The 24,872-nt window shown below is 58.8% G+C and carries 29 protein-coding genes and 1 tRNA gene; 6 read left to right on the forward strand and 24 right to left on the reverse strand.

Translation table 11 applies throughout. The features are described from left to right. Window positions 1-81: 81 nt before the first annotated feature. Window positions 82-234, forward strand: a complete 153-nt coding sequence (locus C6Y56_RS21995) for a hypothetical protein (RefSeq protein ID WP_169431620.1) — start codon at window positions 82-84, stop codon at window positions 232-234. Between the two features lie 11 nt (window positions 235-245). On the opposite strand, the gene C6Y56_RS22000 is transcribed toward C6Y56_RS21995, so the two are convergent. The 18 genes from C6Y56_RS22000 to C6Y56_RS22085 all read right to left on the reverse strand — a co-directional run bounded on the left by C6Y56_RS22000 (window position 246) and on the right by C6Y56_RS22085 (window position 14,009). Beyond that, window positions 246-321: transfer RNA gene (locus tag C6Y56_RS22000), tRNA-Lys, on the reverse strand. Between the two features lie 63 nt (window positions 322-384). Next, window positions 385-1,077: a 7-cyano-7-deazaguanine synthase QueC gene (gene queC / locus C6Y56_RS22005; RefSeq protein WP_169431621.1), complete on the reverse strand. Its 693-nt coding sequence runs from the start codon at window positions 1,075-1,077 to the stop codon at window positions 385-387. A 1-nt stretch (window position 1,078) separates the two neighbouring features. Beyond that, window positions 1,079-1,726 (reverse strand): 7-carboxy-7-deazaguanine synthase QueE, encoded by a 648-nt coding sequence (gene queE / locus C6Y56_RS22010; protein WP_169431622.1) that lies wholly within the window; start codon window positions 1,724-1,726, stop codon window positions 1,079-1,081. 165 nt (window positions 1,727-1,891) lie between these two features. Beyond that, window positions 1,892-2,731: a tol-pal system protein YbgF gene (ybgF, locus tag C6Y56_RS22015; protein ID WP_169431623.1), complete on the reverse strand. Its 840-nt coding sequence runs from the start codon at window positions 2,729-2,731 to the stop codon at window positions 1,892-1,894. A gap of 6 nt (window positions 2,732-2,737) precedes the next feature. Further along, complete coding sequence (pal, locus tag C6Y56_RS22020; RefSeq protein ID WP_003178634.1) at window positions 2,738-3,235, reverse strand: peptidoglycan-associated lipoprotein Pal; 498 nt, start codon at window positions 3,233-3,235, stop codon at window positions 2,738-2,740. Window positions 3,236-3,287: 52 nt separating this feature from the next. Further along, the gene (tolB, locus tag C6Y56_RS22025) at window positions 3,288-4,568 is read right to left on the reverse strand and encodes a Tol-Pal system beta propeller repeat protein TolB (RefSeq protein ID WP_166742344.1); all 1,281 of its coding nucleotides are present in this window, start codon (window positions 4,566-4,568) and stop codon (window positions 3,288-3,290) included. 17 nt (window positions 4,569-4,585) lie between these two features. Beyond that, complete coding sequence (gene tolA, locus C6Y56_RS22030; protein WP_169431624.1) at window positions 4,586-5,665, reverse strand: cell envelope integrity protein TolA; 1,080 nt, start codon at window positions 5,663-5,665, stop codon at window positions 4,586-4,588. Next, window positions 5,665-6,117: a protein TolR gene (gene tolR / locus C6Y56_RS22035; RefSeq protein ID WP_169432690.1), complete on the reverse strand. Its 453-nt coding sequence runs from the start codon at window positions 6,115-6,117 to the stop codon at window positions 5,665-5,667. The genes tolA and tolR overlap by 1 nt, the downstream gene beginning before the upstream one ends. A gap of 23 nt (window positions 6,118-6,140) precedes the next feature. Continuing rightward, window positions 6,141-6,836: a protein TolQ gene (gene tolQ, locus C6Y56_RS22040; protein ID WP_007912733.1), complete on the reverse strand. Its 696-nt coding sequence runs from the start codon at window positions 6,834-6,836 to the stop codon at window positions 6,141-6,143. Further along, a complete protein-coding gene (gene ybgC / locus C6Y56_RS22045; protein WP_169431625.1) occupies window positions 6,826-7,293 on the reverse strand; it encodes a tol-pal system-associated acyl-CoA thioesterase in 468 nt (155 codons plus the stop codon). The genes tolQ and ybgC overlap by 11 nt, the downstream gene beginning before the upstream one ends. Before the next feature lie 127 nt (window positions 7,294-7,420). Continuing rightward, entirely contained in the window at window positions 7,421-8,482 is a 1,062-nt protein-coding gene (gene ruvB, locus C6Y56_RS22050; protein ID WP_085709623.1) for a Holliday junction branch migration DNA helicase RuvB, read from the reverse strand. Next, entirely contained in the window at window positions 8,483-9,091 is a 609-nt protein-coding gene (gene ruvA / locus C6Y56_RS22055; RefSeq protein WP_007951205.1) for a Holliday junction branch migration protein RuvA, read from the reverse strand. Between the two features lie 114 nt (window positions 9,092-9,205). Continuing rightward, window positions 9,206-9,730 (reverse strand): crossover junction endodeoxyribonuclease RuvC, encoded by a 525-nt coding sequence (ruvC, locus tag C6Y56_RS22060; protein ID WP_169431626.1) that lies wholly within the window; start codon window positions 9,728-9,730, stop codon window positions 9,206-9,208. Window positions 9,731-9,870: 140 nt separating this feature from the next. Beyond that, window positions 9,871-10,617: a YebC/PmpR family DNA-binding transcriptional regulator gene (locus C6Y56_RS22065; protein WP_003227527.1), complete on the reverse strand. Its 747-nt coding sequence runs from the start codon at window positions 10,615-10,617 to the stop codon at window positions 9,871-9,873. A gap of 124 nt (window positions 10,618-10,741) precedes the next feature. Beyond that, on the reverse strand, window positions 10,742-12,517 hold the full coding sequence (gene aspS / locus C6Y56_RS22070; protein WP_085709621.1) for an aspartate--tRNA ligase: 1,776 nt from the start codon (window positions 12,515-12,517) through the stop codon (window positions 10,742-10,744). Between the two features lie 100 nt (window positions 12,518-12,617). Then, window positions 12,618-12,839, reverse strand: a complete 222-nt coding sequence (locus C6Y56_RS22075) for an FmdB family zinc ribbon protein (RefSeq protein ID WP_065258528.1) — start codon at window positions 12,837-12,839, stop codon at window positions 12,618-12,620. 113 nt (window positions 12,840-12,952) lie between these two features. Beyond that, window positions 12,953-13,297 carry a ribbon-helix-helix domain-containing protein gene (locus C6Y56_RS22080; RefSeq protein ID WP_169431627.1) on the reverse strand — a complete coding sequence of 115 codons (345 nt, stop codon included), beginning with the start codon at window positions 13,295-13,297 and terminating at the stop codon, window positions 12,953-12,955. Between the two features lie 241 nt (window positions 13,298-13,538). Next, window positions 13,539-14,009, reverse strand: a complete 471-nt coding sequence (locus C6Y56_RS22085) for a Dps family protein (RefSeq protein WP_065258530.1) — start codon at window positions 14,007-14,009, stop codon at window positions 13,539-13,541. A gap of 308 nt (window positions 14,010-14,317) precedes the next feature. Between C6Y56_RS22085 and C6Y56_RS29425 the strand changes: the two genes are divergently transcribed. Continuing rightward, window positions 14,318-14,920 carry a cold-shock protein gene (locus C6Y56_RS29425; RefSeq protein ID WP_169431628.1) on the forward strand — a complete coding sequence of 201 codons (603 nt, stop codon included), beginning with the start codon at window positions 14,318-14,320 and terminating at the stop codon, window positions 14,918-14,920. A gap of 70 nt (window positions 14,921-14,990) precedes the next feature. Here the strand turns inward: C6Y56_RS29425 and C6Y56_RS22095 are convergent, their stop codons facing one another. After that, window positions 14,991-15,200, reverse strand: coding sequence for a SlyX family protein (locus C6Y56_RS22095; protein ID WP_169431629.1), 210 nt, complete (start codon window positions 15,198-15,200; stop codon window positions 14,991-14,993). 2 nt (window positions 15,201-15,202) lie between these two features. Further along, the gene (locus C6Y56_RS22100) at window positions 15,203-15,628 is read right to left on the reverse strand and encodes an HIT family protein (protein WP_169431630.1); all 426 of its coding nucleotides are present in this window, start codon (window positions 15,626-15,628) and stop codon (window positions 15,203-15,205) included. An 880-nt stretch (window positions 15,629-16,508) separates the two neighbouring features. Here C6Y56_RS22100 and C6Y56_RS22105 point away from each other — a divergent pair. Then, the gene (locus tag C6Y56_RS22105; RefSeq protein WP_169431631.1) at window positions 16,509-17,858 is read left to right on the forward strand and encodes an OprD family porin; all 1,350 of its coding nucleotides are present in this window, start codon (window positions 16,509-16,511) and stop codon (window positions 17,856-17,858) included. Between the two features lie 120 nt (window positions 17,859-17,978). On the opposite strand, the gene C6Y56_RS22110 is transcribed toward C6Y56_RS22105, so the two are convergent. Together C6Y56_RS22110 and C6Y56_RS22115 are read right to left on the reverse strand one after the other, a co-directional pair. After that, on the reverse strand, window positions 17,979-18,818 hold the full coding sequence (locus C6Y56_RS22110; protein ID WP_169431632.1) for a mechanosensitive ion channel family protein: 840 nt from the start codon (window positions 18,816-18,818) through the stop codon (window positions 17,979-17,981). A 139-nt stretch (window positions 18,819-18,957) separates the two neighbouring features. Then, the gene (locus C6Y56_RS22115; protein ID WP_007951218.1) at window positions 18,958-19,443 is read right to left on the reverse strand and encodes a YajQ family cyclic di-GMP-binding protein; all 486 of its coding nucleotides are present in this window, start codon (window positions 19,441-19,443) and stop codon (window positions 18,958-18,960) included. Between the two features lie 140 nt (window positions 19,444-19,583). Between C6Y56_RS22115 and C6Y56_RS22120 the strand changes: the two genes are divergently transcribed. The 3 genes from C6Y56_RS22120 to C6Y56_RS22130 are packed head-to-tail and all read left to right on the forward strand — an operon-like array spanning window position 19,584 to window position 23,171. After that, window positions 19,584-20,501 carry a putative 2-dehydropantoate 2-reductase gene (locus C6Y56_RS22120; RefSeq protein WP_169431633.1) on the forward strand — a complete coding sequence of 306 codons (918 nt, stop codon included), beginning with the start codon at window positions 19,584-19,586 and terminating at the stop codon, window positions 20,499-20,501. A 45-nt stretch (window positions 20,502-20,546) separates the two neighbouring features. Further along, entirely contained in the window at window positions 20,547-22,583 is a 2,037-nt protein-coding gene (locus tag C6Y56_RS22125; RefSeq protein WP_169431634.1) for a sensor histidine kinase, read from the forward strand. A 3-nt stretch (window positions 22,584-22,586) separates the two neighbouring features. Further along, window positions 22,587-23,171, forward strand: a complete 585-nt coding sequence (locus tag C6Y56_RS22130; protein ID WP_169431635.1) for a cob(I)yrinic acid a,c-diamide adenosyltransferase — start codon at window positions 22,587-22,589, stop codon at window positions 23,169-23,171. 122 nt (window positions 23,172-23,293) lie between these two features. On the opposite strand, the gene C6Y56_RS22135 is transcribed toward C6Y56_RS22130, so the two are convergent. Together C6Y56_RS22135 and C6Y56_RS22140 are read right to left on the reverse strand one after the other, a co-directional pair. After that, on the reverse strand, window positions 23,294-24,238 hold the full coding sequence (locus tag C6Y56_RS22135) for a Nudix family hydrolase (protein WP_169431636.1): 945 nt from the start codon (window positions 24,236-24,238) through the stop codon (window positions 23,294-23,296). Next, on the reverse strand, window positions 24,235-24,867 hold the full coding sequence (locus C6Y56_RS22140) for a glutathione S-transferase family protein (RefSeq protein WP_169431637.1): 633 nt from the start codon (window positions 24,865-24,867) through the stop codon (window positions 24,235-24,237). Before C6Y56_RS22140 ends, C6Y56_RS22135 begins: the two co-directional genes overlap by 4 nt. Between the last annotated feature and the right edge of the window lie 5 nt (window positions 24,868-24,872).

Below are 24,872 nucleotides of genomic sequence, written 5' to 3' on the forward strand. Positions count from 1 at the left end.
CGCGAAAGTCGAGTATACACCCGGCTCCGGACCGCTTGAGGGTACCGCCGGGAGAGTGAGTGTTATCAGGCACGGACAGCGTTGAAGCTGCGCAAGGCTACAGAATATCCCGTTGATACAAAAGATGATTCTGACCTGCGTCACGGCGGGAAAAAAACGAAGGGAGGGATGCTCGAATCGCAGGCAAAAAAAAATCCGGAAATCCTCACTTTCGTGGGCCTTCCAGACTTTTAAAACAGCAAAAATGGTGGGTCGTGTGGGATTCGAACCTACGACCAATTGGTTAAAAGCCAACTGCTCTACCAACTGAGCTAACGACCCGCTGTGTGGTGGCGCGTATAATACTGATTTTTAAGGACTATTCAACACCTAATTTGAAAAAAATCAAAAATAACGTGTCGGGTCGCTGATTCCGGCCGCTGCGAAGCCTTCTGCACGCAGTCGGCAGCTATCGCATTTGCCACAGGCGCGGCCTTCATCGTCCGCCTGATAGCAGGAAACAGTCAGCCCGTAATCGACCCCAAGCTTCACACCCGCCTGGACAATCTGCGCCTTGCTCAGGTTCTGCAACGGTGCCTGGATACGGAAACCATTGCCTTCGACACCGGCCTTGGTCGCCAGATTGGCCATACGCTCGAACGACTCGATGAACTCCGGGCGACAATCCGGGTAACCGGAGTAATCCACCGCGTTGACACCAATGAAGATGTCACGGGCACCGAGTACTTCAGCCCAGCCCAGGGCAAGCGACAGGAATACCGTATTGCGCGCCGGAACATAAGTCACCGGAATGCCGTCACCGAGCGACTCCGGGATATCGATGCTGCTGTCGGTCAGGGCCGAACCGCCCATGCCGTTCAGGTTCAGCCCGATCACCTTGTGTTCGACCACTCCCAGATCGCGTGCGACGCGCGCCGCGGCATGCAACTCGGCATGGGAGCGCTGGCCGTAATCGAAGCTCATGGTGTAGCAGCGATAGCCTTCGGCCCGAGCCATGGCCACGACCGTGGCCGAGTCCAGGCCGCCGGACAGCAAAATGACCGCGCGTTTTTCAGTAGTGTTCAGTTGCTCAGTCATCTCAGCGCCCCGGCTCGTCATTCCACAGATACTTGTGCAGCTGCAATTGCAGGCGTACGGGCAAATTGTCCGCTACCACCCAATCGGCCAGTTCCCGTGCATTCAGGTCATGGTGGCTCGGGGAAAACAGCACTTCGCCGGCCCGCCGCTCAAGACCGTACTGGATCAGTTTGGAGACCGCCCAGTCATAGTCTTCCCGCGAACAGATGACAAACTTCACCTGATCGTTGGGCGTCAGCAGTTCGATATTCTCGTAACGGTTGCGATGGGCTTCCTTCGAGTCAGGGGTCTTCAAATCGACAACCCGGCTGACCCGAGGATCGACCGCCGAAATATCGAGGGCACCACTGGTTTCCAGCGAGACCTCGTAACCGGCATCACACAACCGCTTGAGCAAGGGAATGGCATTGGGCTGAGCCAGCGGCTCCCCGCCAGTGACGCAGACGTAGCGCGGACGATACCCGGCCACTTGTTCGAGGATATCGTCGAGCGTACGAATGGTGCCGCCGCTGAACGCATAGGCACTGTCGCAGTATTGGCAACGCAATGGGCAACCGGTCAGGCGCACAAAAACCGTGGGCAGCCCGGCAGTCCGCGTTTCCCCCTGCAACGAGTAGAAAACTTCGGTGATTCTCAATGTGTCTTGCATAGTCGCCACGGGCGTAACAGCTAAACAGGCTGTCCGCCTCCGTCAGGCACTTCAGGCAACCCCGCCAACGCGTAGATCACCAGAAGCGTGTTTCATAAAAGGGCGTGAATTCTAACGAAAAAACCCGCGACAAGCGCGGGTTTCTTCCAAACGGGTCAAACACACTTACATGCGCTGCAGATCGCGCTGGGCCAACTGAGCAGCAGAGGTCCCCGGGTATTGGGAAACCACTTGCTGCAGAATGCCCTTGACCTTGTCGGTGTGGCCGAGACGGCGTTCTACGTCAGCCAGCTTGTACAGCGAGTCCGGCACCTTGGCGTGCTTGGGATACAGCTGCGAAACCTTGGCGAAAGCCTGACCCGCGCCTTGCAGGTCACCTTTGGCCAGGTTCACCTCGCCCAGCCAGTACTGGGCGTTGCCCGCGTACTGACTGTTCGGGTATTTACGCAGGAATGCCGAAAAAGCCTGGCTGGCCTTGTCGAAATCCTTGGCCTTGATCAAGTCGAAGGCGGCATCGTAATACAGCTTTTCCTTGGCCGGGTCAGCCGGTTCACCACCCGCGGCAGGTGCCTGGGCAGCAGCAGCGGCCCCGGCTCCAGCGGCAGCACCGGCAGCAGCACTTGCATCGCCACCGGCAGAAGAATTCTCAGGAGTCGCGGCAGGTGCAGCACCGGATCCTATGCGCCGATCAAGATCCTGGTATCGCTCCAGGGATTCCTGCTTCATGCGCGCAACCTGATTCTGCAGTTCTTCGATCACGCCTTGCTGGCGCGATATCTGATCCTGCATTTGTTGCAGTTGGTTGAACAGCATGCCTTGTGCCGAGGCAGGGGCCGAAGCCGCTCCCCCGGCATAGGCGCCGTTCGTACCGTAACCTGCAGGCGGATAACTGCTCCCGCTATTGTTATAACCGGAGTTGTCATCGACCACAGGAACCGCAGCCCACGCCGCAAGCGGCGCGAGACTGAGAGCCAGAACAGTTACAGCACGACGGCACGTTCGCATATCGAATTACTTACGCAGTTCGACGCGACGGTTTTGAGCCCAGGACTGCTCGTCGTTGCCGGTAGCAACTGGACGCTCTTCGCCGTAGGAAACCAGTTCCAGCTGAGCTGGGGAAACACCTTGCAGTACCAGGTAACGCTGAACGGCTTTCGCACGACGCTCGCCCAGTGCCATGTTGTACTCACGAGTACCACGTTCGTCGGTGTTGCCTTCCAGAACAACGCGAGCGCCGTTTGCTTTCAGGTCTTTGGCGTGAACGTCCAGAGCGCGCATGGCTTCTGGCTTCAGGTCCGAGCTGTCGTATTCGAAGTAGAAGGTGGTGATTGCGCGCAGAGCAGCTTCTTCGCTCAGGGAACCGTCAACTGCACCAGTGTTTGCGCCGTAACCAGCGTTTGGATCAACAGCGCCTTCACCGGCGTTGTCGCCGCCTTTGGACGAGCAACCTACAGCTACAGCCATGGCCAGAGCCAGCGCAGCAAATTTACCAAACTTCAGCATTTCCATCGTGAAACTCCTAATGAACCCCAGTGTGTTAAGTAAAACGTAAAGCGCCGCGTCAGTTCAGGTAAGGGGACCAGGACGGTTCTCTGACTTCGCCTTGAGCGGTAGGAAGCGGGAGCCTCACGCGTCCATTAATGGACACGAGCATCAAGACTCCCCGGCCCTGCTGGCGGGTGGCGTAGATTACCATGGTGCCGTTGGGCGCAACAGTAGGCGACTCGTCCAGAGTGCTATCAGTGAGGATTTTTACACTTCCGCGCTGCAAATCCTGAGCCGCTACTTTGAAATTGGTGAAACCGTCCTGACGATGGATCATCACCAGGGTCTTTTCATCCGCCGACAGCTTCGGGTTGGCGTTGTAGTTGCCCACGAACGTCACGCGCTCGGCACCACCGCCACCGGCGCTGGTCTTGTAGATCTGCGGCTTGCCGCCACGGTCGGAGGTGAAGTAGATGGTCGAGCCATCCTTGCCCCAGTACGGTTCGGTGTTGATGCCCGGACCTGCAGTCACTCGGGTGATCTGACGCGAACCGAGGTTCATGACGTAGATGTCCGGGTTACCGTCTTTCGACAGCACGAACGCCAGGCGATTGCCATCCGGCGACCAGGCTGGCGCGCCGTTCAGGCCTTCGAAATTGGTAATCTGCTCACGGCGACCGGTGTCGATGTTCTGCATGAAGATCCGTGGACGCTTCTGCTCGAACGACACATAGGCAATGCGCTTGCCATCCGGTGCAAAACGCGGCGACAGGATAGGCTCGCGCGATTGCAACAGGGTCACGGCACGGGCACCGTCGTAGTCCGAACGCTGCAGCGTGTAACGAGTGTTCTTCTCGGAGAAGCGTTCAGCCGTCACGTACAGCAGGCGAGTCGAAAATGCACCCTTGATACCGGTCAGTTTCTCGAACGACTGGTCGGAGATGTAGTGCGCCATGTCACGCAGCTGTTCGGTGGTACCGGAAACACTGCCGTCCGCGACCTTCTGCTCGGTAGCGACGTTGAACAACGCCCACTGCACTTGCAGGCGACCGCCCGCTGGAACGATGCTGCCAACCATCATGTACTGGGCACCGACCGCCTTCCAGTCACGGAAGATGATTTCGCTCGGCTGGCTTGGCTGGCTGATCATGTTCTGTTTCGGAATCGGCGAGTAATAACCAGAGTTCCGCAGATCGTTGCCAATGATTTCAGCCATGTCGTCCGGCAGGACGGCACCGCCCTGGAAACCGAACGGTACGACGGCGATCGGGGTAGCCCGATCGCTGCCGCTGGTGACCAGAATGTTCTTTTCATCCGCCATCGCGATCCCTGCCATGCAGCAGATCACGACCAGCATTCCTCGAAGAAGGTTTCTCACAAGGCTAGATCCTCAGGTGTGAATGTCATCTTGAATGAACGATACGGAGCGAAATCGCTCGGCTTCATTCCCTGCATTTCCGTCAAACGTCCAATATTCTTGACCGCCGCCACTGCCGACGCATCGAAAGGACCGTCGCCACTGGACTTGGCCACGCTGACCGTGGTCACCGTGCCGTCCGGCAACATGCCGATCTGCAGCACAACCGTCATGCCCTTGCGTGCCGAAGGAGGACGAGCCCAACCTTCCGCTGCCCGCGCACGAATCAAGTCATCGAAGCTGCCCGCGGTTTCGTCACCACGTTCGTCCGCCAAAGCCTGTTGACGCTCGGTCTTGTCGGACAGCAGGTCGGCCAGAGCCTGGGCCTTCTTGTCCTCGACCGATTTGCGTGCCGCGTCCTGCGCTTTCTTCTTCGCAGCATCGGCAGCAGCTTTCTTCTTGGCTTCGTCGGCGACTTTCTTCTTCGCCTCTTCAGCCTCGGCTTTTTTCTTGGCGTCTTCGGCAGCTTTCTTCTTCGCGTCTTCGACGATCTTCTTCTTGGCTTCTTCAGCGGCCGCTTTCTTGGCCTCTTCTTCAGCAGCCTTCTTGGCTTCTTCTTCGGCTTTCTTCTTGGCTATATCAGCCAATTGTTTCTCTTCTGCCTTCTTGGCTTCGGCGGCTTTCTTCGCGTCGTCGGCCTTCTTGGCTTCATCAGCCTTCTTCGCCTCGTCCGCTTTTTTCGCCTCATCGGCCTTCTTGGCTTCCTCGGCCTTTTGAGCCGCTTCTTCTTTCTTTTGTTCCGCAGCCTTCACCGCTTCCTGCTCGACCTTTTTCTGCTCCATCTGCTCGACTTCGGTCTGGCGCGCGGCGGATTTCTTCGCCTCACCCGCAATCTTCTGATTGGTCTGGGTGGTCGCCTGACTTTTCGATTTCAGCTGGTAAAGGGTCGCCTGGACGATCGGTTTGGCCGGCGGCAGCTCCGGTGTCATGGCGAAACTGACGAACAGCATGCCGAACACCAGCACGTGCAAGCCAATCGCCCAGACACTGGGCCAGAAGTAGCTTTCCGAGGCGGACGGCTCTCGCTGTTGCTGCATCAGGGGGCCTCGGTGATCAAGCCAACATTACCGACCCCGGCTTTCTGCAACCCGCCCATGGCACCCATGACGGAGCCATAATCGACGGACTTGTCGCCACGGATGAAGACCTGGGTACGCTTGCCGTTATCGTTACCGGCCGCGATGATCTTGGTCACCGCGCTGGTCATCTGCGGCAGGGTCATGGCCCGGTCCTGTTGCTTCTCGGTGTCGACTTCGCTGCCAAGGTTCCAGTAGTAGGTCTTGTCAGCCTTGATCGAAATGGTCAGCACCTGGGTGTTGTTGTCCTGCGGCAAGGCTTCGCTGGAAACCTTGGGCAGATCCACCTTCACGCCCTGATTGAGCATCGGCGCAGTCACCATGAAGATGACCAGCAGCACCAGCATCACGTCGATGTAAGGCACTACGTTCATCTCGGCGACCGGCTTGCGCTTGTGTCGGGCTCGAGTGATTAAAGCCATCGGGAAATACCTGCTTATTCTTCGCTGGTGTGCACTTTGCGGTGCAGGATCGCCTGGAACTCATCGGCGAAGGTGTAGTAGCGGCTCAGCAAGGTTTCACTGCGGGCAGAGAAACGGTTGTAAGCGATAACGGCCGGGATCGCGGCGAACAGACCGATCGCGGTGGCGATCAAGGCCTCGGCGATGCCGGGTGCCACGGTGGCCAGGGTGGCCTGCTGGGCGCTGGCCAGACCACGGAAGGAGTTCATGATCCCCCAGACAGTACCGAACAGACCGATGTACGGGCTGACCGAACCGACGGTGGCCAGGAACGGCAGGCTCTGCTCGAGCTTCTCTTCCTCGCGGGAGATGGCCACGCGCATGGCACGGGCCACACCTTCCATCACCGCTTCAGGATCGACGCCCGGCTGCTGGCGCAGACGGGAGAATTCCTTGAAGCCGGCACGGAAGATCTGCTCGACGCCCGAATCCGGATCCGGGTTGCTGCCGGCCTGGCGGTATAGTTTGGACAGGTCGATACCCGACCAGAAGCGCTCCTCGAAGCTCTCCAGGGCACGTCGACCGGCGCGCAGCAGATTGCTGCGCTGAAAGATCATGATCCATGAGGTCACCGATGCGGCCACCAGAGTCAACATTACCAACTGCACCACGATGCTGGCATTGCTGACCAGGCTCCACATGGAGGAATGGTCGACGACGTTAGCTTCCACGCTTTATCTCCTGCTTCAAGTGTGTACCCGTGCCGACCGCGTCGGCGAAAGCCGCACGCAAGTCTTCGGGAAGGGCCCGGGGTTTCAAACTGTTAGTGCGCACACAGGCCACCAGAAACTGCCCCTCGCAGAGCAGCACATTATCCGTTGCCCGCCTGACCTGCTGTCGAAAGCGCAGGCTGGCACGGTTCAATTCGATTACATCAGCGCTTACCAGCAGCTCGTCGTCCAGTCGCGCCGGCGCGTGATAACGCGCTTCGCTGGAATGCACGACGAACAACAGGTCCTCACCTGCCAGCGCCGACTGGGCAAAGCCCAGCTCCCGGAGCCGCTCGGTTCGAGCCCGTTCCATAAACTTGAGGTAATTAACGTAATACACGATGCCGCCCGCATCGGTGTCCTCGTAATAAACGCGACAACGATGTGTGAACGGCTCAAGCCCGTTTTGCGCGCGCATACTCTAGTGCTTACTCCTCGGGTTGCCAATCCGGCCAGGCAACTGTTTTTCATTGTTCAAAGGCTTTACCGCAAAAGTACCGTCCTGAGACAGTACAAACGCTGAATAAATCGCCAATAAATGTGTATCAATCGTCCACAGCATCCAGAAACTCGTCTGCCACGGGCATTTCGCCCATTCGTGACGGAATGTTTAAACCAAAATGCAGGTACGCATGCCGGGTCACCACCCTGCCCCGCGGCGTGCGCATGATGTAGCCCTGCTGGATCAGATACGGCTCCAGCACATCTTCGATCGTGTGACGCTCTTCGCTGATCGCGGCCGCGAGACTGTCGATGCCGACCGGACCGCCATCGAACTTCTCGATCATGGTCAGCAGCAATCGCCGGTCCTGATGATCGAAGCCGTGTTCGTCGACATCCAGCAGGTTCAATGCCAGATCAGCGACGGACTTGGTGATATGCCCCTTGGCCCGGACTTCGGCAAAATCCCGCACCCTGCGCAGCAGTCGATTGGCGATCCGCGGCGTGCCACGGGCACGGCGGGCGATCTCGAAAGAGCCTTCCGGATCCAGCGGCAATCCAAGGATATTCGCCGAGCGACTGACGATCGTCGCCAGATCGGCGGTGCTGTAGAACTCCAGGCGCTGGACGATACCGAAACGGTCGCGCAGCGGGTTGGTCAGCATCCCTGCCCGCGTCGTTGCACCGACCAGGGTGAACGGCGGCAGATCAAGCTTGATCGAACGCGCCGCCGGCCCTTCACCGATCATGATGTCGAGCTGAAAATCCTCCATCGCCGGGTACAGCACTTCTTCGACGATTGGCGACAGACGATGGATTTCATCGATGAACAGCACGTCGTGCGGCTCAAGGTTGGTCAACAGCGCGGCCAGATCCCCGGGGCGCTCGAGCACCGGTCCCGACGTACTCTTGATCGACACACCCATTTCCTGGGCAATGATGTTGGCCAGAGTAGTCTTGCCCAATCCGGGCGGGCCGAAAATCAGGGTGTGGTCGAGGGATTCGCTACGGCCACGGGCGGCCTGGATAAACAGTTCCATCTGCTCGCGGACGGTCGGCTGGCCGATGTATTCGGCCAGGCTGACGGGACGTATAGCCCGATCCTGGACTTCTTCGCGCTCACGCGGACTGTGCGTGGCGGCGATCAGACGATCAGCTTCAATCACTTAAATCATTCCCTTCAGGGCGCGTCGGATCATGTCTTCACTGCTCAAGCCTTTCTCCTTGATCGCGGAAATCGCCTTGCTCGCTTCCTGTGGCTTGTAGCCCAGGGAAATCAGCGCGCTGACCGCATCATTCTCGGCGGTATTGACCGGCGCCGGGCCGTCCGGCTGGTTAGGCACCAGTGCAAACATGGCCGGCGAGGTTTCCCAGGCCTTGAAGCGATCCTTGAGCTCCACCAGCAGACGCTCGGCGGTTTTCTTGCCTACGCCCGGCACCTTGGTCAGCGCCGAGGTGTCCTGGGATTGCACGCAGCGGATCAGCTCATCGACTTCCAGACTCGACATCAGGGCCAGGGCCAGTTTCGGCCCCACACCATTGAGACGGATCAACTCGCGAAAAAAGTCTCGCTCGCGCTTGCCGGCAAAACCATAGAGTAACTGCGCGTCTTCGCGTACGACCAAATGGGTGTGCAAGGTCAGTGGTTCACCGACCGACGGCAGGCGATACAAGGTGGTCATGGGCACTTCCAACTCATACCCGAGGCCGTTTACATCCAGAATCAGGTGCGGCGGCTGTTTCTCAGCCAGAGTGCCGCGCAAGCGTCCAATCACGTTTCAGATCCTTGAGCGTTGGCCAGCCGTGGGCTGGCGACCAACAGAACATGGATTTACGGCCGACGACCCAGGCGCGAAATCCACATTCCGTGAAATTGACTGCTGATGCTATCAGAGACGCAGGCGCCCGCCACGACTGCGTGCGGTACCCAGACCGTGAGGCAACAGGCTGGAGCGAGTGTGCGCGTGGCAAATGGCAATGGCCAACGCGTCAGAAGCGTCGATTTGCGGCTTGCTGGTCAGTTTCAGCATGTGCATGACCATCATCTGAACCTGCTCTTTATTCGCGGCGCCGGTGCCGACCACCGCCTGCTTGACTTGAGTGGCCGTGTACTCGGCGATCTCCAGGCTCTCCTCGGCGCCAGCAACAATAGCGGCCCCCCTGGCCTGCCCCAGTTTCAACGCGGAATCGGCATTCTTCGCCATGAACACCTTTTCGATCCCCATGGTCACCGGACCGTAGGTCTGGATGATTTCCCGTACACCGCGATAGACGATTTGCAGACGTTCATGCAGCTCGCCGGCACCGGTACGAATGCAGCCGGAAGCCACGTAGACACAACCACGGCCCGTATCGCGAACAATGCCGTATCCGGTGATGCGCGAACCGGGGTCGATACCAAGAATTAAAGTCATAAGCCTGCAGGTTCGAAAAAACACAAAAACAAATGTGGGAGCTGGCTTGCCAGCGATGACGGAATGTCAGGCGCCATCATTACCTGATGTGCCGACGCCATCGCTGGCAAGCCAGCTCCCACATTGAAGCCTAGCCGTTATCAGCCGAGCTGAGCAGCCACGTCTTCCGGAATATCCGCGTTGGAATAGACGTTTTGCACGTCATCCAGGTCCTCGAGCATGTCGATCAGCTTGAGTACCTTCTCGGCGCCCTCCAGATCCAGTTCGGCACTGGTGGTCGGCTGCATGACGATTTCCGCGTCATCGCCCTTGAACCCGGCCGCTTCCAGCGCATTGCGTACCGCGTAGAAACTGGTGAACGAGGTGAACACATCGATCGAGCCGTCTTCGTGGCTGACCACGTCGTCTGCATCGGCTTCCAGCGCCGCTTCCGTCAGCGCATCTTCGTCGACACCCGGTGCAAAGCTGATCTGGCCCTTGCGTTCGAACAGATAGGCCACCGAACCGTCGGTACCGAGGTTGCCGCCACACTTGCTGAACGCGTGGCGAACAGCTGCTGCGGTTCGGTTGCGGTTATCGGTCATGCATTCGACCATCACCGCCACGCCACCCGGGCCGTAACCTTCGTAGGTCAGTTCTTCAACGTTGTCGGCTTCGGTAGCGCCGGCGCCACGAGCCACGGCACGATCGATGATGTCCCGGCTCATGTTGGCGCCCAGCGCCTTGTCCAGTGCCAGACGCAGACGCGGGTTGGAGCCCGGATCACCGCCGCCCTGACGGGCCGCCACGGTCAGCTCGCGGATCCACTTGGTGAAAATCTTGCCTCTCTTGGCATCCTGGCGTTCTTTGCGGTGCTTGATGTTCGCCCACTTGGAATGACCTGCCATAACTCGCTCCGAATTCTCTTGAACAATGCCCGCCATGCAGGTGCATCGGCCAGCAAAAAAATCTCGTTTTCAATCACTGCAGAAAGAAAAAAGGCGCATCCGAAGATGCGCCTTCAGGCCCGTCTTACTCAGCCTTTGGTGTTTCACGCAAACGAATGTGCAGTTCGCGCAGTGCCTTGGCATCCACGACACCCGGCGCCTGCGTCATCACGTCGGCAGCACTCTGGGTTTTCGGGAAAGCGATCACTTCACGGATCGACTGAGCGCCGGTCATCAGCATCACCAGACGGTCCAGACCGAAGGCCAGGCCACCGTGCGGCGGTGCACCGTACTTCAACGCGTCGAGCAGGAAGCCGAACTTCTCTTCCTGTTCCGCTTCGTTGATGCCCAGCAGACGGAATACCGCCTGTTGCATCTCTTTACGGTGGATACGGATCGAACCGCCACCCAGTTCGGTGCCGTTCAGAACCATGTCGTAGGCACGGGACAGCGCGCCAGCCGGGTTGGCTTCGAGCTCTTCCGGGGTGCACTTCGGCGCGGTGAACGGGTGGTGCAGAGCAGAGAAGCTGCCGTCGTCGTTCTCTTCGAACATCGGGAAGTCGACGACCCACATCGGTGCCCACTCGCAGGTCAGCAGCTTCAGGTCGTGACCGAGCTTGATACGCAGCGCGCCCAGGGCTTCGCTGACGATCTTGGCCTTGTCGGCGCCAAAGAACACGATATCGCCGTCGACTGCACCGACGCGATCGAGGATCACGTTCAGGTTGGCTTCCGGAATGTTTTTCACGATCGGCGACTGCAGACCTTCAACACCGGCCGCGCGCTCGTTGACCTTGATGTACGCCAGGCCCTTGGCACCGTAGATACCGACGAACTTGGTGTAATCGTCGATCTGCTTGCGCGGCATGCTCGCCCCGCCTGGAACGCGCAGTGCGGCGATACGGCATTTCGGATCGTTGGCAGGGCCGCTGAAGACTTTGAAATCCACTTCTTTCAGCTGATCGGCCACGTCTACCAGTTCCAGCGGGTTACGCAGGTCTGGTTTGTCGGAACCGTAGCGGCGCATGGCTTCTTCGAAGGTCATGTGCGGGAATTCGCCGAATTCAAGATCCAGCACTTCCTTGAACAGGTTGCGGATCATGCCTTCGGTCAGGCCCATGATGTCTTTTTCGTCGAGGAAGCTGGTCTCGATGTCGATCTGAGTGAACTCAGGCTGACGGTCGGCACGCAGGTCTTCGTCGCGGAAGCACTTGGCGATCTGGTAGTAGCGGTCGAAACCGGCAACCATCAGCAGTTGCTTGAACAGCTGTGGCGATTGCGGCAGCGCGAAGAACGAACCGGCGTGGGTACGGCTCGGTACGAGGTAGTCGCGCGCGCCTTCCGGAGTCGCACGGGTCAGGATCGGCGTTTCCACGTCGAGGAAGCCGTTTTCGTCGAGGTAGCGACGGATGCTGGTGGTCATGCGCGAACGCAGACGCAGCTTCTCGGCCATTTCCGGGCGACGCAGGTCGAGGAAGCGATAGCGCAGGCGGGTTTCTTCACCGACATCGGAGAACTCGTTCAGCGGGAACGGCGGGGTTTCCGACTCGTTCAGCACTTCCAGTTCGTAGCCCAGGACTTCGATCATGCCCGACGCCATGTTGGCGTTGGTGGCACCGGCCGGACGCAGACGCACCTTGCCGGTGATCTTCACGACGTATTCGCTGCGCACGCGATCGGCGGCGGCGAAGCTCTCGGCGCGATCCGGATCGAATACCACCTGGGCCAGACCGTCACGATCACGGATATCGAGGAAAATCACCCCGCCGTGGTCGCGGCGACGGTGAACCCATCCGCAAAGGGTAATTTCCTGGCCTTCCAGGCTTTCGTTCAGTTGGCCGCAATAATGGCTGCGCATCATGGTAGTGGTTTCGCTTCTCGTAATTCGAAATTCGGTGGAGATCCCGTCGCACTCAAGCGCCCCGGAAACTCACGCATGTCGTTCGACCTGGGCCTGAACCCTAGTCAGATTTGTCGCCACCGGCCAGATTCTTCTTCGCGCCGGTCTTGAAATCGGTTTCGTACCAACCGCTGCCGCTGAGGCGAAAGCCCGGCATGGACAGCTGTTTCCTGAGCTCTGGAGCCTGACAGGCAGGGCAATCGACCAGTGGTGCGTCACTGATCTTTTGAATGGCTTCCAACTGATGACCACAGGAAGCACATTGGTAATCGTACATCGGCATGGAGTTGTCTCGGCGATCAGATTGCCAGCGCCCGCAGGGCGGTGTGGCGAAAGGGCGGGATTATATCCATTAAATGCGGCCTGTGCAGCCGCAAGACTGCACAGGCCGCCACGTCATTGGCAACCCCCGGCCGACACCGGGGCATCACGCAGGCCATGTACGACACACAGCACCCGTACAAGGCCGCTGAAGTTCTTCACCCCGCCGTGGCGCAAATGCACCTCGCGATCGACACGGGATAACAGCGCACCGACCGAACAACTGTTGTTCTCGGCCATGCGACCCAGAATATTCCAGTAGACCTGCTCCAGCCGCATGCAGGTTGCAAAACCGTTCAAACGCACCGAACGGGCCAGCGGCTGGATCAATGCCATGTCGAACTCTTCAAGAAACGGCGCCAGGGCTCCGTCCTGCCGTGAGCCGATGGCGATGTCACCTCGCCTGTCTCCACCTTCCATATCGTTGACACTCCTTTGCCATCGCTGCCTCTTGTCAAGGCAACATCCTGTCACCTCATTAAAAGCGCAGGGGCAAAGGTATATCCAGACGACTTTTTGTCCGTCTGCGTAGGATAAGCCAACACAGCAAGGAGGATCATGGAGCGGCGAGCCGCTCTCTTCATTTCCTACATTAGCGAATGCCTTTTCCCGGCCAAAACAGGCGCACGCCCCACAATTCGTGTCCGTGCGCCTCCGGCAATCAGGCTTCGAGCAGCGCCCTGAGCATCCACGCGGTTTTCTCGTGGACTTGCATGCGCTGGGTCAAAAGGTCAGCGGTCGGCTCGTCACTGACTTTATCAAGCAACGGGAAAATGCCGCGGGCGGTACGGGTGACCGCTTCCTGACCTTCGACCAATTGCCTGATCATGTCTTCGGCACTTGGCACCCCCACTTCTTCCTTGATGGAAGAAAGGCGCGCATAGGTCGCATAGGCACCCGGTGCCGGAAAGCCCAAGGCCCGGATGCGCTCGGCGATCGAGTCCACCGCCAGTGCCAGTTCGTTGTATTGCTCTTCGAACATCAGGTGCAGGGTGCGGAACATCGGACCGGTGACGTTCCAGTGGAAATTATGGGTTTTCAGATACAGCACATAGGTGTCCGACAGCAGACGCGACAACCCTTCGACGATGGACTTGCGATCCTCTTCACTGATACCGATATCGATTGCCATGTTTACCCCCTAACGGCGATTGAATTCATCCAGCAGGTGTCGCTGCACTGTAGCAAGGCCACCCTCGCCTGACAGCCCCCGTATCGACCCGATAGAGGCGACAAATCGCCCCACGCATGCCGCTGGCCGGCGTGATTTGAGTAGCTGCAGGCTTTGCTGTTAAATAGACAGCGTGTCGCTACGCCCCGTTTTCCGGGTGTTGCGCATAGGCTGATACCGGGTACGTGTCCAACGCCTCTTATAGTTTCGAAGCGAACCGTGCGCCTTCAGCTCTTCCTTGTGAGCCGTCATAACGTGAGTCAATAAAAATGTTGAAAATCGTCCACCTGCTAATGGGCGCAGCGGCGTTGCTGCTGTCGTTCATACCCAGCTTGAAATCCGAAGCCGTTCCTTACCTGCAACAACCCGATGCACTTTACCTGGCCTTTTTCGGCCTGCTGAACCTGGTCATTGCCCCGGTGATCCCTTACTGGAACAAAGGCCCGCGCCAGCATTTGCAAAACCTTGTCAGCGCCCTGCTGGTGCTCACCGTCGTGCTGCAAACCCTGACCCTGATCGCACCGATGCCGGTCATCGCCGGCCAGCCTGCGGTACTGTTCAGCCTGGCGATCGCTCTGGTTGCCGTGGTCCTGCACCTGGCCGTCAGCTTCTACAGGTCATCTCCGGCTGCCGCGCCGACCAGCTACGACATGAGCAACCGCGATACCGGTACCGTCAAGTGGTTCAACACTTCCAAGGGCTTCGGCTTTATCTCCCGGGACTCCGGCGATGATATTTTCGTGCACTTTCGCGCCATTCGTGGCGAAGGCCACCGCGTCCTGGTCGAAGGCCAGCGTGTGGAGTTCTCGGTAATGAACCGTGACAAAGGCCTGCAAGCCGAGGATGTGATCGCCGCCCTGCCGCGTCGCTGATCCAGAACGAAAAAACCGCGAACAGCCTGGCTGTCCGCGGTTTTTTATTGCCCTTACAAAATACGCAAACTCAGTAGTGCGGCGGCGGCGGCGCGTCTTCTTCAAAGGATCCGAACTGGCCGACCATTTCTTCCTGGCGCTTGAGCAGTGCGGCCATCTGCAACTGCAGACGCTCCACCACATTCTGCTGAGTCACCAGCACGTCGTTCAGCGCCTGAATGGTGTCATCCTGAAAGGCCAGGCGGCTTTCCAGATCGTTAACGCGTTGTTCCAGGCTCATGTTCAGCCCTCCAGAAACTTGAAATCTTCGTCCAGCACCAGGCGCAGTCGCTCGCGGATCGCGGCCACCTGCCCGGCACCATAAGGCGTAGCAGGACGCTTGCCCCAGACCGGCGCCGGCCATGCGGCATCATCACGCTTACGCACGATCACATGCATGTGAAGCTGACTGACGACGTTGCCCAGGGTGGCAACGTTCATTTTGTCGGCATCGAACGAGTCCTTGAGCAGTTCGGCCAGCGCGGTGGTTTCCTGCCAGAGGCGCTGCTGGTCTGCGACATCCAATTGAAACAACTCGCTGATATCGTCGCGACGAGGCACCAGGATGAACCAGGGGTAGTTGGCGTCATTGGACAGCAGCAACCGGCAGAGCGGGAAGTCACCGATGGTCAGGGTGTCCTGTTGAAGTCGTGGATCTAAAGCAAACACTGGGTGCACTCCCGGCTGATCGACATTATTCAGCTTAGTGGGCCTCCCGAGGGGACGGCGCACTAAACGACAGGACGGCAGCATACCTTCGATTGCCCGGCCCTTCACGACGAAGCAACGCCCCGACATGGAGCATTTCTGGAGATCGCGCACCAGCACAAGACCCACCGCCCCAGGTAACGCGCGGAAATGTATCATGGCTCCCCCCTGTGTTCAGGGTCATGACAGGGCTCAAGTGTTTGAATTCGGTACAGCCAGAAAAAATATTTGCACCAAAACCGTACAGCGCGTCTACGCTCAATGGCTTAGGTATCCGCCAAATACTCACTGACAGGGTGAACCGGTAACGTTTTTGATTGTCGCGGGTTGAAAACAGGTGTGACAGCACCAAGCGAGAAAGCGCGTCAACCCCCATCGAAAACGTGCCTGAGCCCCAGGGATTACAAGGTTTTTACAGCAACAGGCGGGTAAGGAAAAAAATATCCGCATTCATTTTGCGGTTTGTGCACGCTTGTTGCATTCATACTCAAATGGACTATGAGCACACCACGGGAAGTGGAAGTGCCAGGCCCAAGAAAAACAGTGGCAGGGTTGCCCGATGGAGATTCAAGTGTTTTGCCAGGGACTCTTTTTTACCGATGCAGAAAGGCCCAGAAACAGCGATAAAGTTGTCAGCCCGGCTGCATGGGTACTGTGAATTTGCGACATCGACCAAGCCATTTGCGACAGCGTCGTAAAGAACGTGAAAGGTTGTATGCGCAAGTATCGCCAACATTGTCGGCGTGATATAAGTTTGCGCCGACACAAAAAGAAAGAGCCGCCCAGATAATAAAACAGGTGGGACGGCAGTACTCTTCTAAAACCAAAGGAGCAAATCACGATGCGCGTGATGAAGTGGAGCATGATCGCACTGGCAGTTTCAGCAGCCGCCAGTACTCAATTGGCTACGGCCGCACCTTTTGTTAGTGACCAGTCTGAAGCCAAAGGCTTTGTCGAAGACGCGAAACTGACCGAGACGTTGAAGAACTACTACTTCAACCGCGACAACAAGAACGGCGGCCACGACCAGAAAGACTGGACCCAGGGTTTCCTCGGCAACTTCACTTCCGGTTACACCCAAGGCACCGTAGGCGTCGGTATCGATGCATTCGGTTACCTGGCGGTCAAACTGGATGGCGGTGACGGTACTTCCGGTACCGGTAACATGAGCCGCAGCAATACCGTCAAAGCCAACGGCTATGCCCATGACGTTGATGACAGCCAAGGCAAAGCCGGCGCAGCCATCAAATTCCGCATCTCCAAAACCGAGCTGAAAATCGGCGACCAGCAGCCAAGCACTGCTCCAGTGTTCGCTGTCGGTGGTTCCCGCGTTCTGCCGCAAACTGCCAGCGGCTTCCAGCTGCAGAGCAGTGAAATCAAAGACCTCGATCTCGAAGCCGGTCACTTCTACTCGGCTACCAGCCAGGACAAAAACGCTCGTGAAGGCGGCCTTTACGCCACCTACGCAGGCGTAGAAGCCAAAAACATCGACTACTTCGGTGGTAAATACGGCATCACTGACAACCTGACTGCATCCCTGTACGGCGCCAAGCTGGAAGACATCTGGAACCAGTACTACGCGAACGTGAACCTCACCACGCCATTCGGTGGTGACACTTCGTTGAACACTGATTTCAACATCTACCGCACCACCGACACCGGTAGCGCCAAAGCAGGCGAAATCAGCAACACCGCCTTCTCGCTGGCAACCGCGCTGTCGTTCCTGAAAGCGCACACCTTCACCCTGGCCTTCCAGAAGGTCAACGGCGACACCCCGTTCGACTACATCGGCGTGGGCAAGAACAACCGTGGTGGCGACTCGATCTTCCTCGCCAACTCCATCCAGTACTCCGACTTTAACGGTGCAGGCGAGAAATCCCTGCAAGCCCGTTACGACCTGAAAATGGCCGAGTACGGCGTGCCTGGCCTGAGCTTCATGGTTCGTTACGTCAAAGGCTGGGATATCGACGGCACCCACACTCCAGCGGGTAGCGCTTACGCCGGTCTCTACGGTGAAGATGGCAAGCACCACGAAACCAACTTTGAAGCCAAGTATGTGGTTCAAAGCGGTCCGGCAAAAGACCTGTCCTTCCGTATTCGTCAAGCGTGGCACGTTGCTAACGCTGATGAAGGCGAAGGCGACGTTAAAGAGTTCCGCCTGATCACCGAGTACCCACTGAACATCTTGTAATCGTCAGTGGTTAGTTTGGTTGAATGAAAAAGGCCCATCTTCGGATGGGCCTTTTTTGTTATCTGTCACTTGTAATAAATGCCTGACCAACAAGTCAGGCAATTAATTAGCAACCTATCATTACACCGCCGATTCCTGAACCACACGAATCACTCGCTGTGGAAACGGAATGTCAATGCCGGCAGTCTTTAAACGATCACGGGACTGTTCGTTAAACATGAACATCACATCCCAATAGTCCGCAGTTTTAACCCACACACGCAGCGAAACAGTGATCGAACTGTCTCCCAGAGTAGAAATGACCGCCTGCGGCGCCGGATCCTGCAGAACGCGATCATCCTTGGCCAGATCCAACAGCACCTGACGGGCCTTTTGCAGATCGGCTTCGTAATCGACACCCACGTCAAACACCACCTTGCGGGTTGGCTGACGGTTGGTGTTGGTAATGATGCCATTCGACAGATTGCCGTTCGGCACGATGATGGTCTTGTTGTCGCCGGTACGCAGTACGGTGTGGAAAATCTGGATGCTGTCGACAGTACCCGCCACGCCTTGCGCTTCGATCCAGTCACCGATACGGAAAGGACGGAACAGCAGAATCAGCACGCCGCCGGCGAAGTTCGCCAGGCTGCCCTGCAATGCCAGACCGATGGCCAGACCCGCCGCACCGATTGCCGCGACAAACGAAGTGGTCTCGACGCCGATCATCGACGCCACACTGACGATCAGCAGCACCTTGAGAATGATGTTGGCCAGGCTGCTGATAAAACCTTGCAGCGCCAGGTCGGCATTGCGCAGAGCCAGCAAGCCACTGAGCTTTTGCGTGACCTTGTTGATCAGCCACCAGCCGATCGCCAGGGTAATCACCGCCAGCAGAACACGGCTGCCGTATTCCATGATCATCGGAATCCACGCCTGGGACGCCTTGACCAGGTGGTCCACCTCAGCATTCAAATCCATCTTTTATCTCCTGATTTCCGGCTACCCGGGCTATGAAATATCAACGGCAGAAAGACCGAGGCCATTGGGGCTCAATCGTTTCTGCCGCTGCTTGGCCCTCGGACGCTGAAAACGCCGAGAGGTTCCCGACCGAGGTGGCTCAGTCGCGGAAGTTGTTGAACTGAAGTGGCATGCCGAATTCCTTGGCACGCAGCGCCGCAATGGCTTCCTGCAGGTCATCACGCTTCTTGCCGGTCACACGCACCTGCTCGCCCTGAATGGCGGCCTGTACCTTGAGCTTGGCTTCCTTGATGTGGCCGACGATCTTCTTCGCCAGTTCCTTGTCGATGCCTTCCTTGAGGACGGCATCCTGCTTCATCAGCTTGCCCGAGGCGAAGGAGTCTTTGACTTCGAGGCACTGCACGTCGATCTTGCGCTTGACCAGGGCCAGCTTGAGGATCTCGATCATCGCTTCCAGCTGGAAATCGGCTTCAGCGGTCAGGTGGACGGTCAGGTCCTTTTCCTTGAATTCGAAGCTGCCCTTGCCTTTCAGGTCATAACGACGATCGAGTTCCTTCACGGCGTTCTCGACCGCGTTGGTGAGTTCGTGTTTGTCCAGTTCGGATACCACGTCGAACGACGGCATGTAATCTCTCCAATAAAAAGGCGCGCTCGTTCAGGACGCGGCGCGCTTGGCTTGCGGTTAAAGTCGGGCTCATTATAACGGGTCTTTTCCCACCGACACGGCGAGCCTTGCATGCCTGTACCTTACCGAGTGAAAAACTGATGTCCACCCCCTGGCATGTGCTGGGCGCCGGAAGCCTCGGCACGCTCTGGGCCACACGTCTGGCCCGGGCCGGATTGCCTGTCCGGTTGATCCTGCGCGATATCGACCGTTTGCATGACTATGCGACGGCGGGCGGCCTGACGCTGGTGGAACAAGGCGTGGCCAGCCGTTATGCCATCCCCGCCGAAACGCCGGACAGCCCCGAACCGATCCGTCGTTTGCTGGTGGCGTGCAAGGCCTATGACGCCCAAAGCGCCGTGGCCGGTGTCGCTCATCGTCTGGCGCCAGACGCAGAACTGATTCTTCTGCAAAACGGCCTCGGCAGCCAGGAAGCGGTCGCCGCACAAGTCCCGCAGGCACGCTGCATCAGTGCATCGAGCACCGAAGGCGCATTTCGTGACGGTGACTGGCGCGTGGTGTTCGCCGGTCACGGCTACACCTGGCTCGGCGACGTCAGCCATCCCGTGGCGCCCCTCTGGCTCGACGATCTGGAAGCCGCAAAAATCCCCCACGAATGGACCGCCGACATCCTCACTCGTCTGTGGCGAAAACTGGCGCTCAACTGCGCGATCAATCCGCTGACCGTGTTGCATGACTGTCGCAACGGCGGTTTGCAGCAACACCACTGCGAAGTCGCCACACTCTGCGCCGAGTTGACCGAGCTGCTGGAACGCTGCGGTCAGCCGGCGGCAGCAGACAATCTGCAACTGGAAGTCGAGCGGGTCATTCTGGCCACAGCGGCCAATTTCTCCTCCATGTATCAGGACGTGGCCAACAAGCGCCGTACCGAAATCAGCTATCTGTTGGGCCATGCCTGCAAAGTCGCGCAACGCCATCAATTGAACCTGCCGCATCTACAACAATTGCAGCAACGGCTGACAGCCCATCTGTACAGTCTCGGATTGCCCGTCGACTGAGCAGCGGCTACGCTGCCCACTTGTTCCTTTGCTGCGATAACCCCGATGCCATTGCGCCAGCGCCTCGAAAACCTGCCGGTCGGCCAGAAACTGCTGGCCGCCCTGCTGGTGCTGTTGACCACCGTGTTACTGGTCGCCAACCTGACCTTCATCAGCGCGGCCTATTACATTTCCCAGGAGAGCATGGCGCCGCAGGCGCTGCAGACCATTGGCCGGCTGGTCGCGAACCCGAGCCTGATCGCCGAAGCGCTGCAATCACCGCAGAACGCCGAACGCCTGCTCAAGGAGCTCGACAGCTACTCGCCGCTGCGAGCCGCTGCCCTGTATGACGGCAAGGGTGATCGTATTGCGCAGGTACAACGCGGCGACAAACTCAACCTGCCGGAACGCTACCGGCACATCGAAGCCTGGCAACTGACCGAGTTTCGCAGCAATCAACTGATCACCCTGCCCCGCCCCGGCACTGCGCCGGGTCATCTGCTGCTGGTGGCCAGCAGCGAACTGCCGATGGCGTTCTACACCGGCACCCTGACGGCGAGTCTGGGAATCCTGATTTTCAGCGTCCTGCTGTGGCTGGTGATTGCCCGGCAAATCAAGCGCCTGATCACTCGACCCATCCACGAACTCGAAGAGCTGTCCCGCCAGGTCACCCGCGAGGAGAACTATGCCCTGCGCGCTTCCCGTGGCAACCACGACGAAATCGGCAGCCTGGCCGAGGCGTTCAACACCATGCTTTCACGCATCGAGGCCCGCGAGCAGCAGCTCAAGCGCGCCCGCGATGACTCGCAAGCCGCCTACGATCAGGCACAGGGCCTGGCCGAAGAAACCCGCCACACCAACCGTAAGCTGGAGCTGGAAGTCCAGGTGCGCAGCAAGATCGAGAAAAAGCTCACGGGCTTCCAGAACTACCTCAACAGCATCATCGACTCCATGCCCTCGGCGCTGATTGCCCTCGACGAGCAGCTCTACGTCACCCAGTGGAACCAGGAGGCCAGCGCCCTCTCCGGAACGCGGCTGGACGAAGCGCTGAACCAGCCGATCTTCCTTGCCTTCGAACCGCTCAAGCCGTTTCTGCCGCAACTCAAGCAGACCGTCGAACAACACACGGTGGCGAAGATCGAGCGAGTGACGTGGTTCAAGGACGACGAGCCCAAGCACTACGCCCTGACCTTCTACCCGCTGATGGGCGGTGCCGGGCGTGGTGTGGTGATCCGGATCGACGACATCACCCAGCGCCTGTCCCTGGAAGAAATGATGGTGCAGTCGGAGAAAATGCTCTCGGTTGGCGGTCTCGCTGCCGGCATGGCCCACGAAATCAACAACCCGCTGGGCGCGATCCTGCATAACGTGCAAAACATTCGTCGGCGCCTGTCGCCCGACCTGCCGAAGAACCTCGAACAGGCCGAGCAACTGGGTATCGAGCTGGAGACCGTGAACCGCTACCTGCAAGGCCGGGAAGTCCCGCAACTGCTCGACGGCATTCAACAGGCCGGGGCCCGGGCAGCAAAGATCGTCACCCACATGCTCAGTTTCAGCCGTCGCAGCACCCGTCAGATGGCGCCATGCGACCTGCCGGCACTGATCGATCAGGCCGTGGAAATCGCCGGCAACGATTTCGACCTGGCCATCGGCTTCGATTTCAAGGGGCAGGCGATCATCCGTCAGTTCGACCCGGCACTGGGCCCTGTGCCAGGCACCGCCAATGAACTTGAGCAGGTGCTGCTCAACCTGCTGAAAAACGCCGCGCAAGCGATTCACCAGCGCGAAGACGACAGCGAACCAGGGCGGATCATTCTGCGCACCCGACTCAATCCGCCATGGGCCGAGATTCAGGTCGAAGACAATGGCATCGGCATGAGCGAGAACGTGCGCAAACGGACGTTCGAGCCGTTCTTCACCACCAAGGAAATCGGCCAGGGCACCGGGCTCGGCCTGTCGGTGTCGTACTTCATCATCACCAACAACCACAAAGGGCAGATGGAAGTGCAGTCCACACCCGGGCAAGGCACTTGCTTCACCCTGCGCCTGCCGCTCGTGCAACCGGCACCCATCGCTGCAGAAACCAATCAACTACCGAGGTAAACCATGGGCTTTCGCTTGTCGAAGATTTACACCCGCACCGGCGACAAAGGCGAAACCGGACTTGGCGACGGCCGCCGCGTACCCAAGGATCATCCGCGGATCGAGGCAATTGGCGAGGTCGACACCCTGAACAGTCAGGTCGGCGTGCTGCTGGCCGGATTGATTGCCGAGCGCGAAGACTACCCCGGGCTCAACGAGTTGATCGAAGTTCTGGCGCCTTGTCAGCACCGACTGTTTGATCTGGGTGGCGAGCTGGCAATGCCGGAATATCAGGCGCTGAACACAGCAGAAATCGAGCGACTGGAAGCGGCCATCGATGTGTGGAACGAAGAGTTGGGGCCGCTGGAGAACTTCATTCTGCCTGGCGGCTCGATGCTGATTGCCCAGGCGCATGTTTGCCGCAGCCTGGCGCGCAGTGCCGAGCGTCGTTGTCAGCATTTGAATGCGATCGAGCCGTTGGCCGGGGTTGGCCTGGCTTATATCAATCGCTTGTCGGATCTGTTGTTTGTCGCGGCCAGGTTGATTGCGCGACGCCAGGGTATTGCCGAGATTCTGTGGCAACCGGCGGCGAAACCTTCAGAGGTGTAGCGCCGATCAGGACGCCTTCGCGAGCAGGCTCGCTCCCACAGGGAATGTATTCCTATAGTTGGAATGCAATCAAATGTGGGAGCGAGCCTGCTCGCGAAGGGGCCAGATGCGTCAATGCTAAATCAAGCTTCTGGCCAGAACGCCCGAATCCCCGCCACACCCTGCGCCCCGGCACTCCACGCTTTCTCGCGCTCGGCCGGGCCGACTCCACCCAGCAGGAATACCGGTTTGCTGAAGCCCTCGATCAACGTCGATGCCTGCTCCCAGCCCAACGGTTGCGCGTCCGGGTGAGTCAGGGTCGGCTGCACCGGCGACAGGGTGACGAAATCCACGCCCATCTGCTCGGCCAGCGCGAGCTCTTCAACATTGTGGCAGGACGCCGCCAGCCAGCGCTCCGCCGGTAGCGGACGCCCTGCGGCCGCGTACTTGCGCAGTTGCGCCGAGGTGATGTGCCAACCGGCGGACGGGAAATCCCCCAGCCACTCGAACGGCCCCTTGATCATCAACTGCGCCTTGCCGGCACAAAGGCCGACCGCGTCCACCGCCAGATCGCGGTACTTCGGATCATAGCCATTGGGTGCTCGCAGCTGGATCAGCTTGATGCCACCGGCAATCGCTTTCTGGATACCACGCAGCAACGCCGGGGTTTCCAGATCTTGCGGGGTTATCAGGTATTCAGCGGGCAGACGCGCTGCCGCGACGATCGGCTGGTTGGCCGCCGGGAATTCGTAATTCGTCAGTTCCCTGGCCGACACCCAGGCCAATGGCTGGCCTTCGGCGCCGTGGGGTTCGCCGGTGAAGCTCGAGACTTCCCAGACATCCAGCAACACCTGTTTGTCCGGGTAATCGTGGCGAACCTTGATCAGCGGGCGGGCGGCGCCGACGACAATGCCCAGTTCTTCCTGCAGCTCACGGGCCAGCGCGGTTTCCACCGACTCATCGGCCTCGACCTTGCCACCGGGAAATTCCCACAGCCCCCCCTGATGCTGGGTGTCAGCACGGCGGGCGATGAGAATTTTGCCGCTGTCGTCACGAATGACGGCAGCAGCGACGTGTACACGTTTCACGACTGCAACTCCTCCAGTCCGGCCTTTTGCCAGGCTTTGAAGGCCGGCCATTGGTAGACGGTTTCAACATAGGCTTCATCTTCGGCCGGCAGCTTCACCTGATAGGTACGCAGACGCACGGCAATCGGTGCGAAGAACGCATCAGCCAGCGACACCCGACCAAACAGGAACGGCCCGGCCTCGGTCGCCGCCGCCCGGCATTCGGCCCACAGCGCGAGCATCCGCTCGACATCGACCTTCACTTCCGGCGGCACCGGATTGAGCGGTGCGTCGTGGCTCAGGTTGAACGGCATGTGATTGCGCATGGCAAAGAAGCCGCTGTGCATCTGCGCACAGGCAGAGCGCGCCTGAGCACGAGCGGCGATGTCGGTCGGCCAGAGTTGCTCGGAAGGAAACTGTTCGGCCAGGTATTCGGCAATTGCCAGCGAGTCGGCGACGGTGCCACGGGCGGTTTTCAGCAACGGCACCTTGCCGGTAGGCGAATGCTTGAGCAACCGCTCGCGGGTGTCGGGTTTGCCGAGCTTGATCAGTTCTTCGGTGTAGGGCGCGCCGGTCAGCTCAAGCGCCAGTGCCGCGCGCAGGGACCAGGAGGAAAGCAGTTTGTCGCCGATGATCAGGTGAAGGCTCATGTTCG

Source organism: Pseudomonas fluorescens (assembly GCF_012974785.1).
Classification (GTDB): domain Bacteria; phylum Pseudomonadota; class Gammaproteobacteria; order Pseudomonadales; family Pseudomonadaceae; genus Aquipseudomonas; species Aquipseudomonas fluorescens_BT.

What these genes read in the sequence shown, in the direction of transcription:
- queC (WP_169431621.1), bottom strand. Translation starts at nt 1,077, where the DNA reads ATGACTGAGCAACTGAACACTACTGAAAAACGCGCGGTCATTTTGCTG.
- C6Y56_RS22110 (WP_169431632.1), bottom strand. Translation starts at nt 18,818, where the DNA reads ATGGATTTGAATGCTGAGGTGGACCACCTGGTCAAGGCGTCCCAGGCG.
- C6Y56_RS22075 (WP_065258528.1), bottom strand. Translation starts at nt 12,839, where the DNA reads ATGCCGATGTACGATTACCAATGTGCTTCCTGTGGTCATCAGTTGGAA.
- C6Y56_RS22140 (WP_169431637.1), bottom strand. Translation starts at nt 24,867, where the DNA reads ATGAGCCTTCACCTGATCATCGGCGACAAACTGCTTTCCTCCTGGTCC.
- C6Y56_RS22105 (WP_169431631.1), top strand. Translation starts at nt 16,509, where the DNA reads ATGCGCGTGATGAAGTGGAGCATGATCGCACTGGCAGTTTCAGCAGCC.
- tolB (WP_166742344.1), bottom strand. Translation starts at nt 4,568, where the DNA reads ATGCTGGTCGTGATCTGCTGCATGGCAGGGATCGCGATGGCGGATGAA.
- C6Y56_RS22080 (WP_169431627.1), bottom strand. Translation starts at nt 13,297, where the DNA reads ATGGAAGGTGGAGACAGGCGAGGTGACATCGCCATCGGCTCACGGCAG.
- ybgF (WP_169431623.1), bottom strand. Translation starts at nt 2,731, where the DNA reads ATGCGAACGTGCCGTCGTGCTGTAACTGTTCTGGCTCTCAGTCTCGCG.
- C6Y56_RS22125 (WP_169431634.1), top strand. Translation starts at nt 20,547, where the DNA reads ATGCCATTGCGCCAGCGCCTCGAAAACCTGCCGGTCGGCCAGAAACTG.
- C6Y56_RS22115 (WP_007951218.1), bottom strand. Translation starts at nt 19,443, where the DNA reads ATGCCGTCGTTCGACGTGGTATCCGAACTGGACAAACACGAACTCACC.
- C6Y56_RS22085 (WP_065258530.1), bottom strand. Translation starts at nt 14,009, where the DNA reads ATGGCAATCGATATCGGTATCAGTGAAGAGGATCGCAAGTCCATCGTC.
- C6Y56_RS22095 (WP_169431629.1), bottom strand. Translation starts at nt 15,200, where the DNA reads ATGAGCCTGGAACAACGCGTTAACGATCTGGAAAGCCGCCTGGCCTTT.
- queE (WP_169431622.1), bottom strand. Translation starts at nt 1,726, where the DNA reads ATGCAAGACACATTGAGAATCACCGAAGTTTTCTACTCGTTGCAGGGG.
- tolA (WP_169431624.1), bottom strand. Translation starts at nt 5,665, where the DNA reads ATGCAGCAACAGCGAGAGCCGTCCGCCTCGGAAAGCTACTTCTGGCCC.
- aspS (WP_085709621.1), bottom strand. Translation starts at nt 12,517, where the DNA reads ATGATGCGCAGCCATTATTGCGGCCAACTGAACGAAAGCCTGGAAGGC.
- C6Y56_RS22130 (WP_169431635.1), top strand. Translation starts at nt 22,587, where the DNA reads ATGGGCTTTCGCTTGTCGAAGATTTACACCCGCACCGGCGACAAAGGC.
- pal (WP_003178634.1), bottom strand. Translation starts at nt 3,235, where the DNA reads ATGGAAATGCTGAAGTTTGGTAAATTTGCTGCGCTGGCTCTGGCCATG.
- C6Y56_RS29425 (WP_169431628.1), top strand. Translation starts at nt 14,318, where the DNA reads ATGTTGAAAATCGTCCACCTGCTAATGGGCGCAGCGGCGTTGCTGCTG.
- ruvC (WP_169431626.1), bottom strand. Translation starts at nt 9,730, where the DNA reads ATGACTTTAATTCTTGGTATCGACCCCGGTTCGCGCATCACCGGATAC.
- C6Y56_RS22065 (WP_003227527.1), bottom strand. Translation starts at nt 10,617, where the DNA reads ATGGCAGGTCATTCCAAGTGGGCGAACATCAAGCACCGCAAAGAACGC.
- C6Y56_RS22120 (WP_169431633.1), top strand. Translation starts at nt 19,584, where the DNA reads ATGTCCACCCCCTGGCATGTGCTGGGCGCCGGAAGCCTCGGCACGCTC.
- ybgC (WP_169431625.1), bottom strand. Translation starts at nt 7,293, where the DNA reads ATGCGCGCGCAAAACGGGCTTGAGCCGTTCACACATCGTTGTCGCGTT.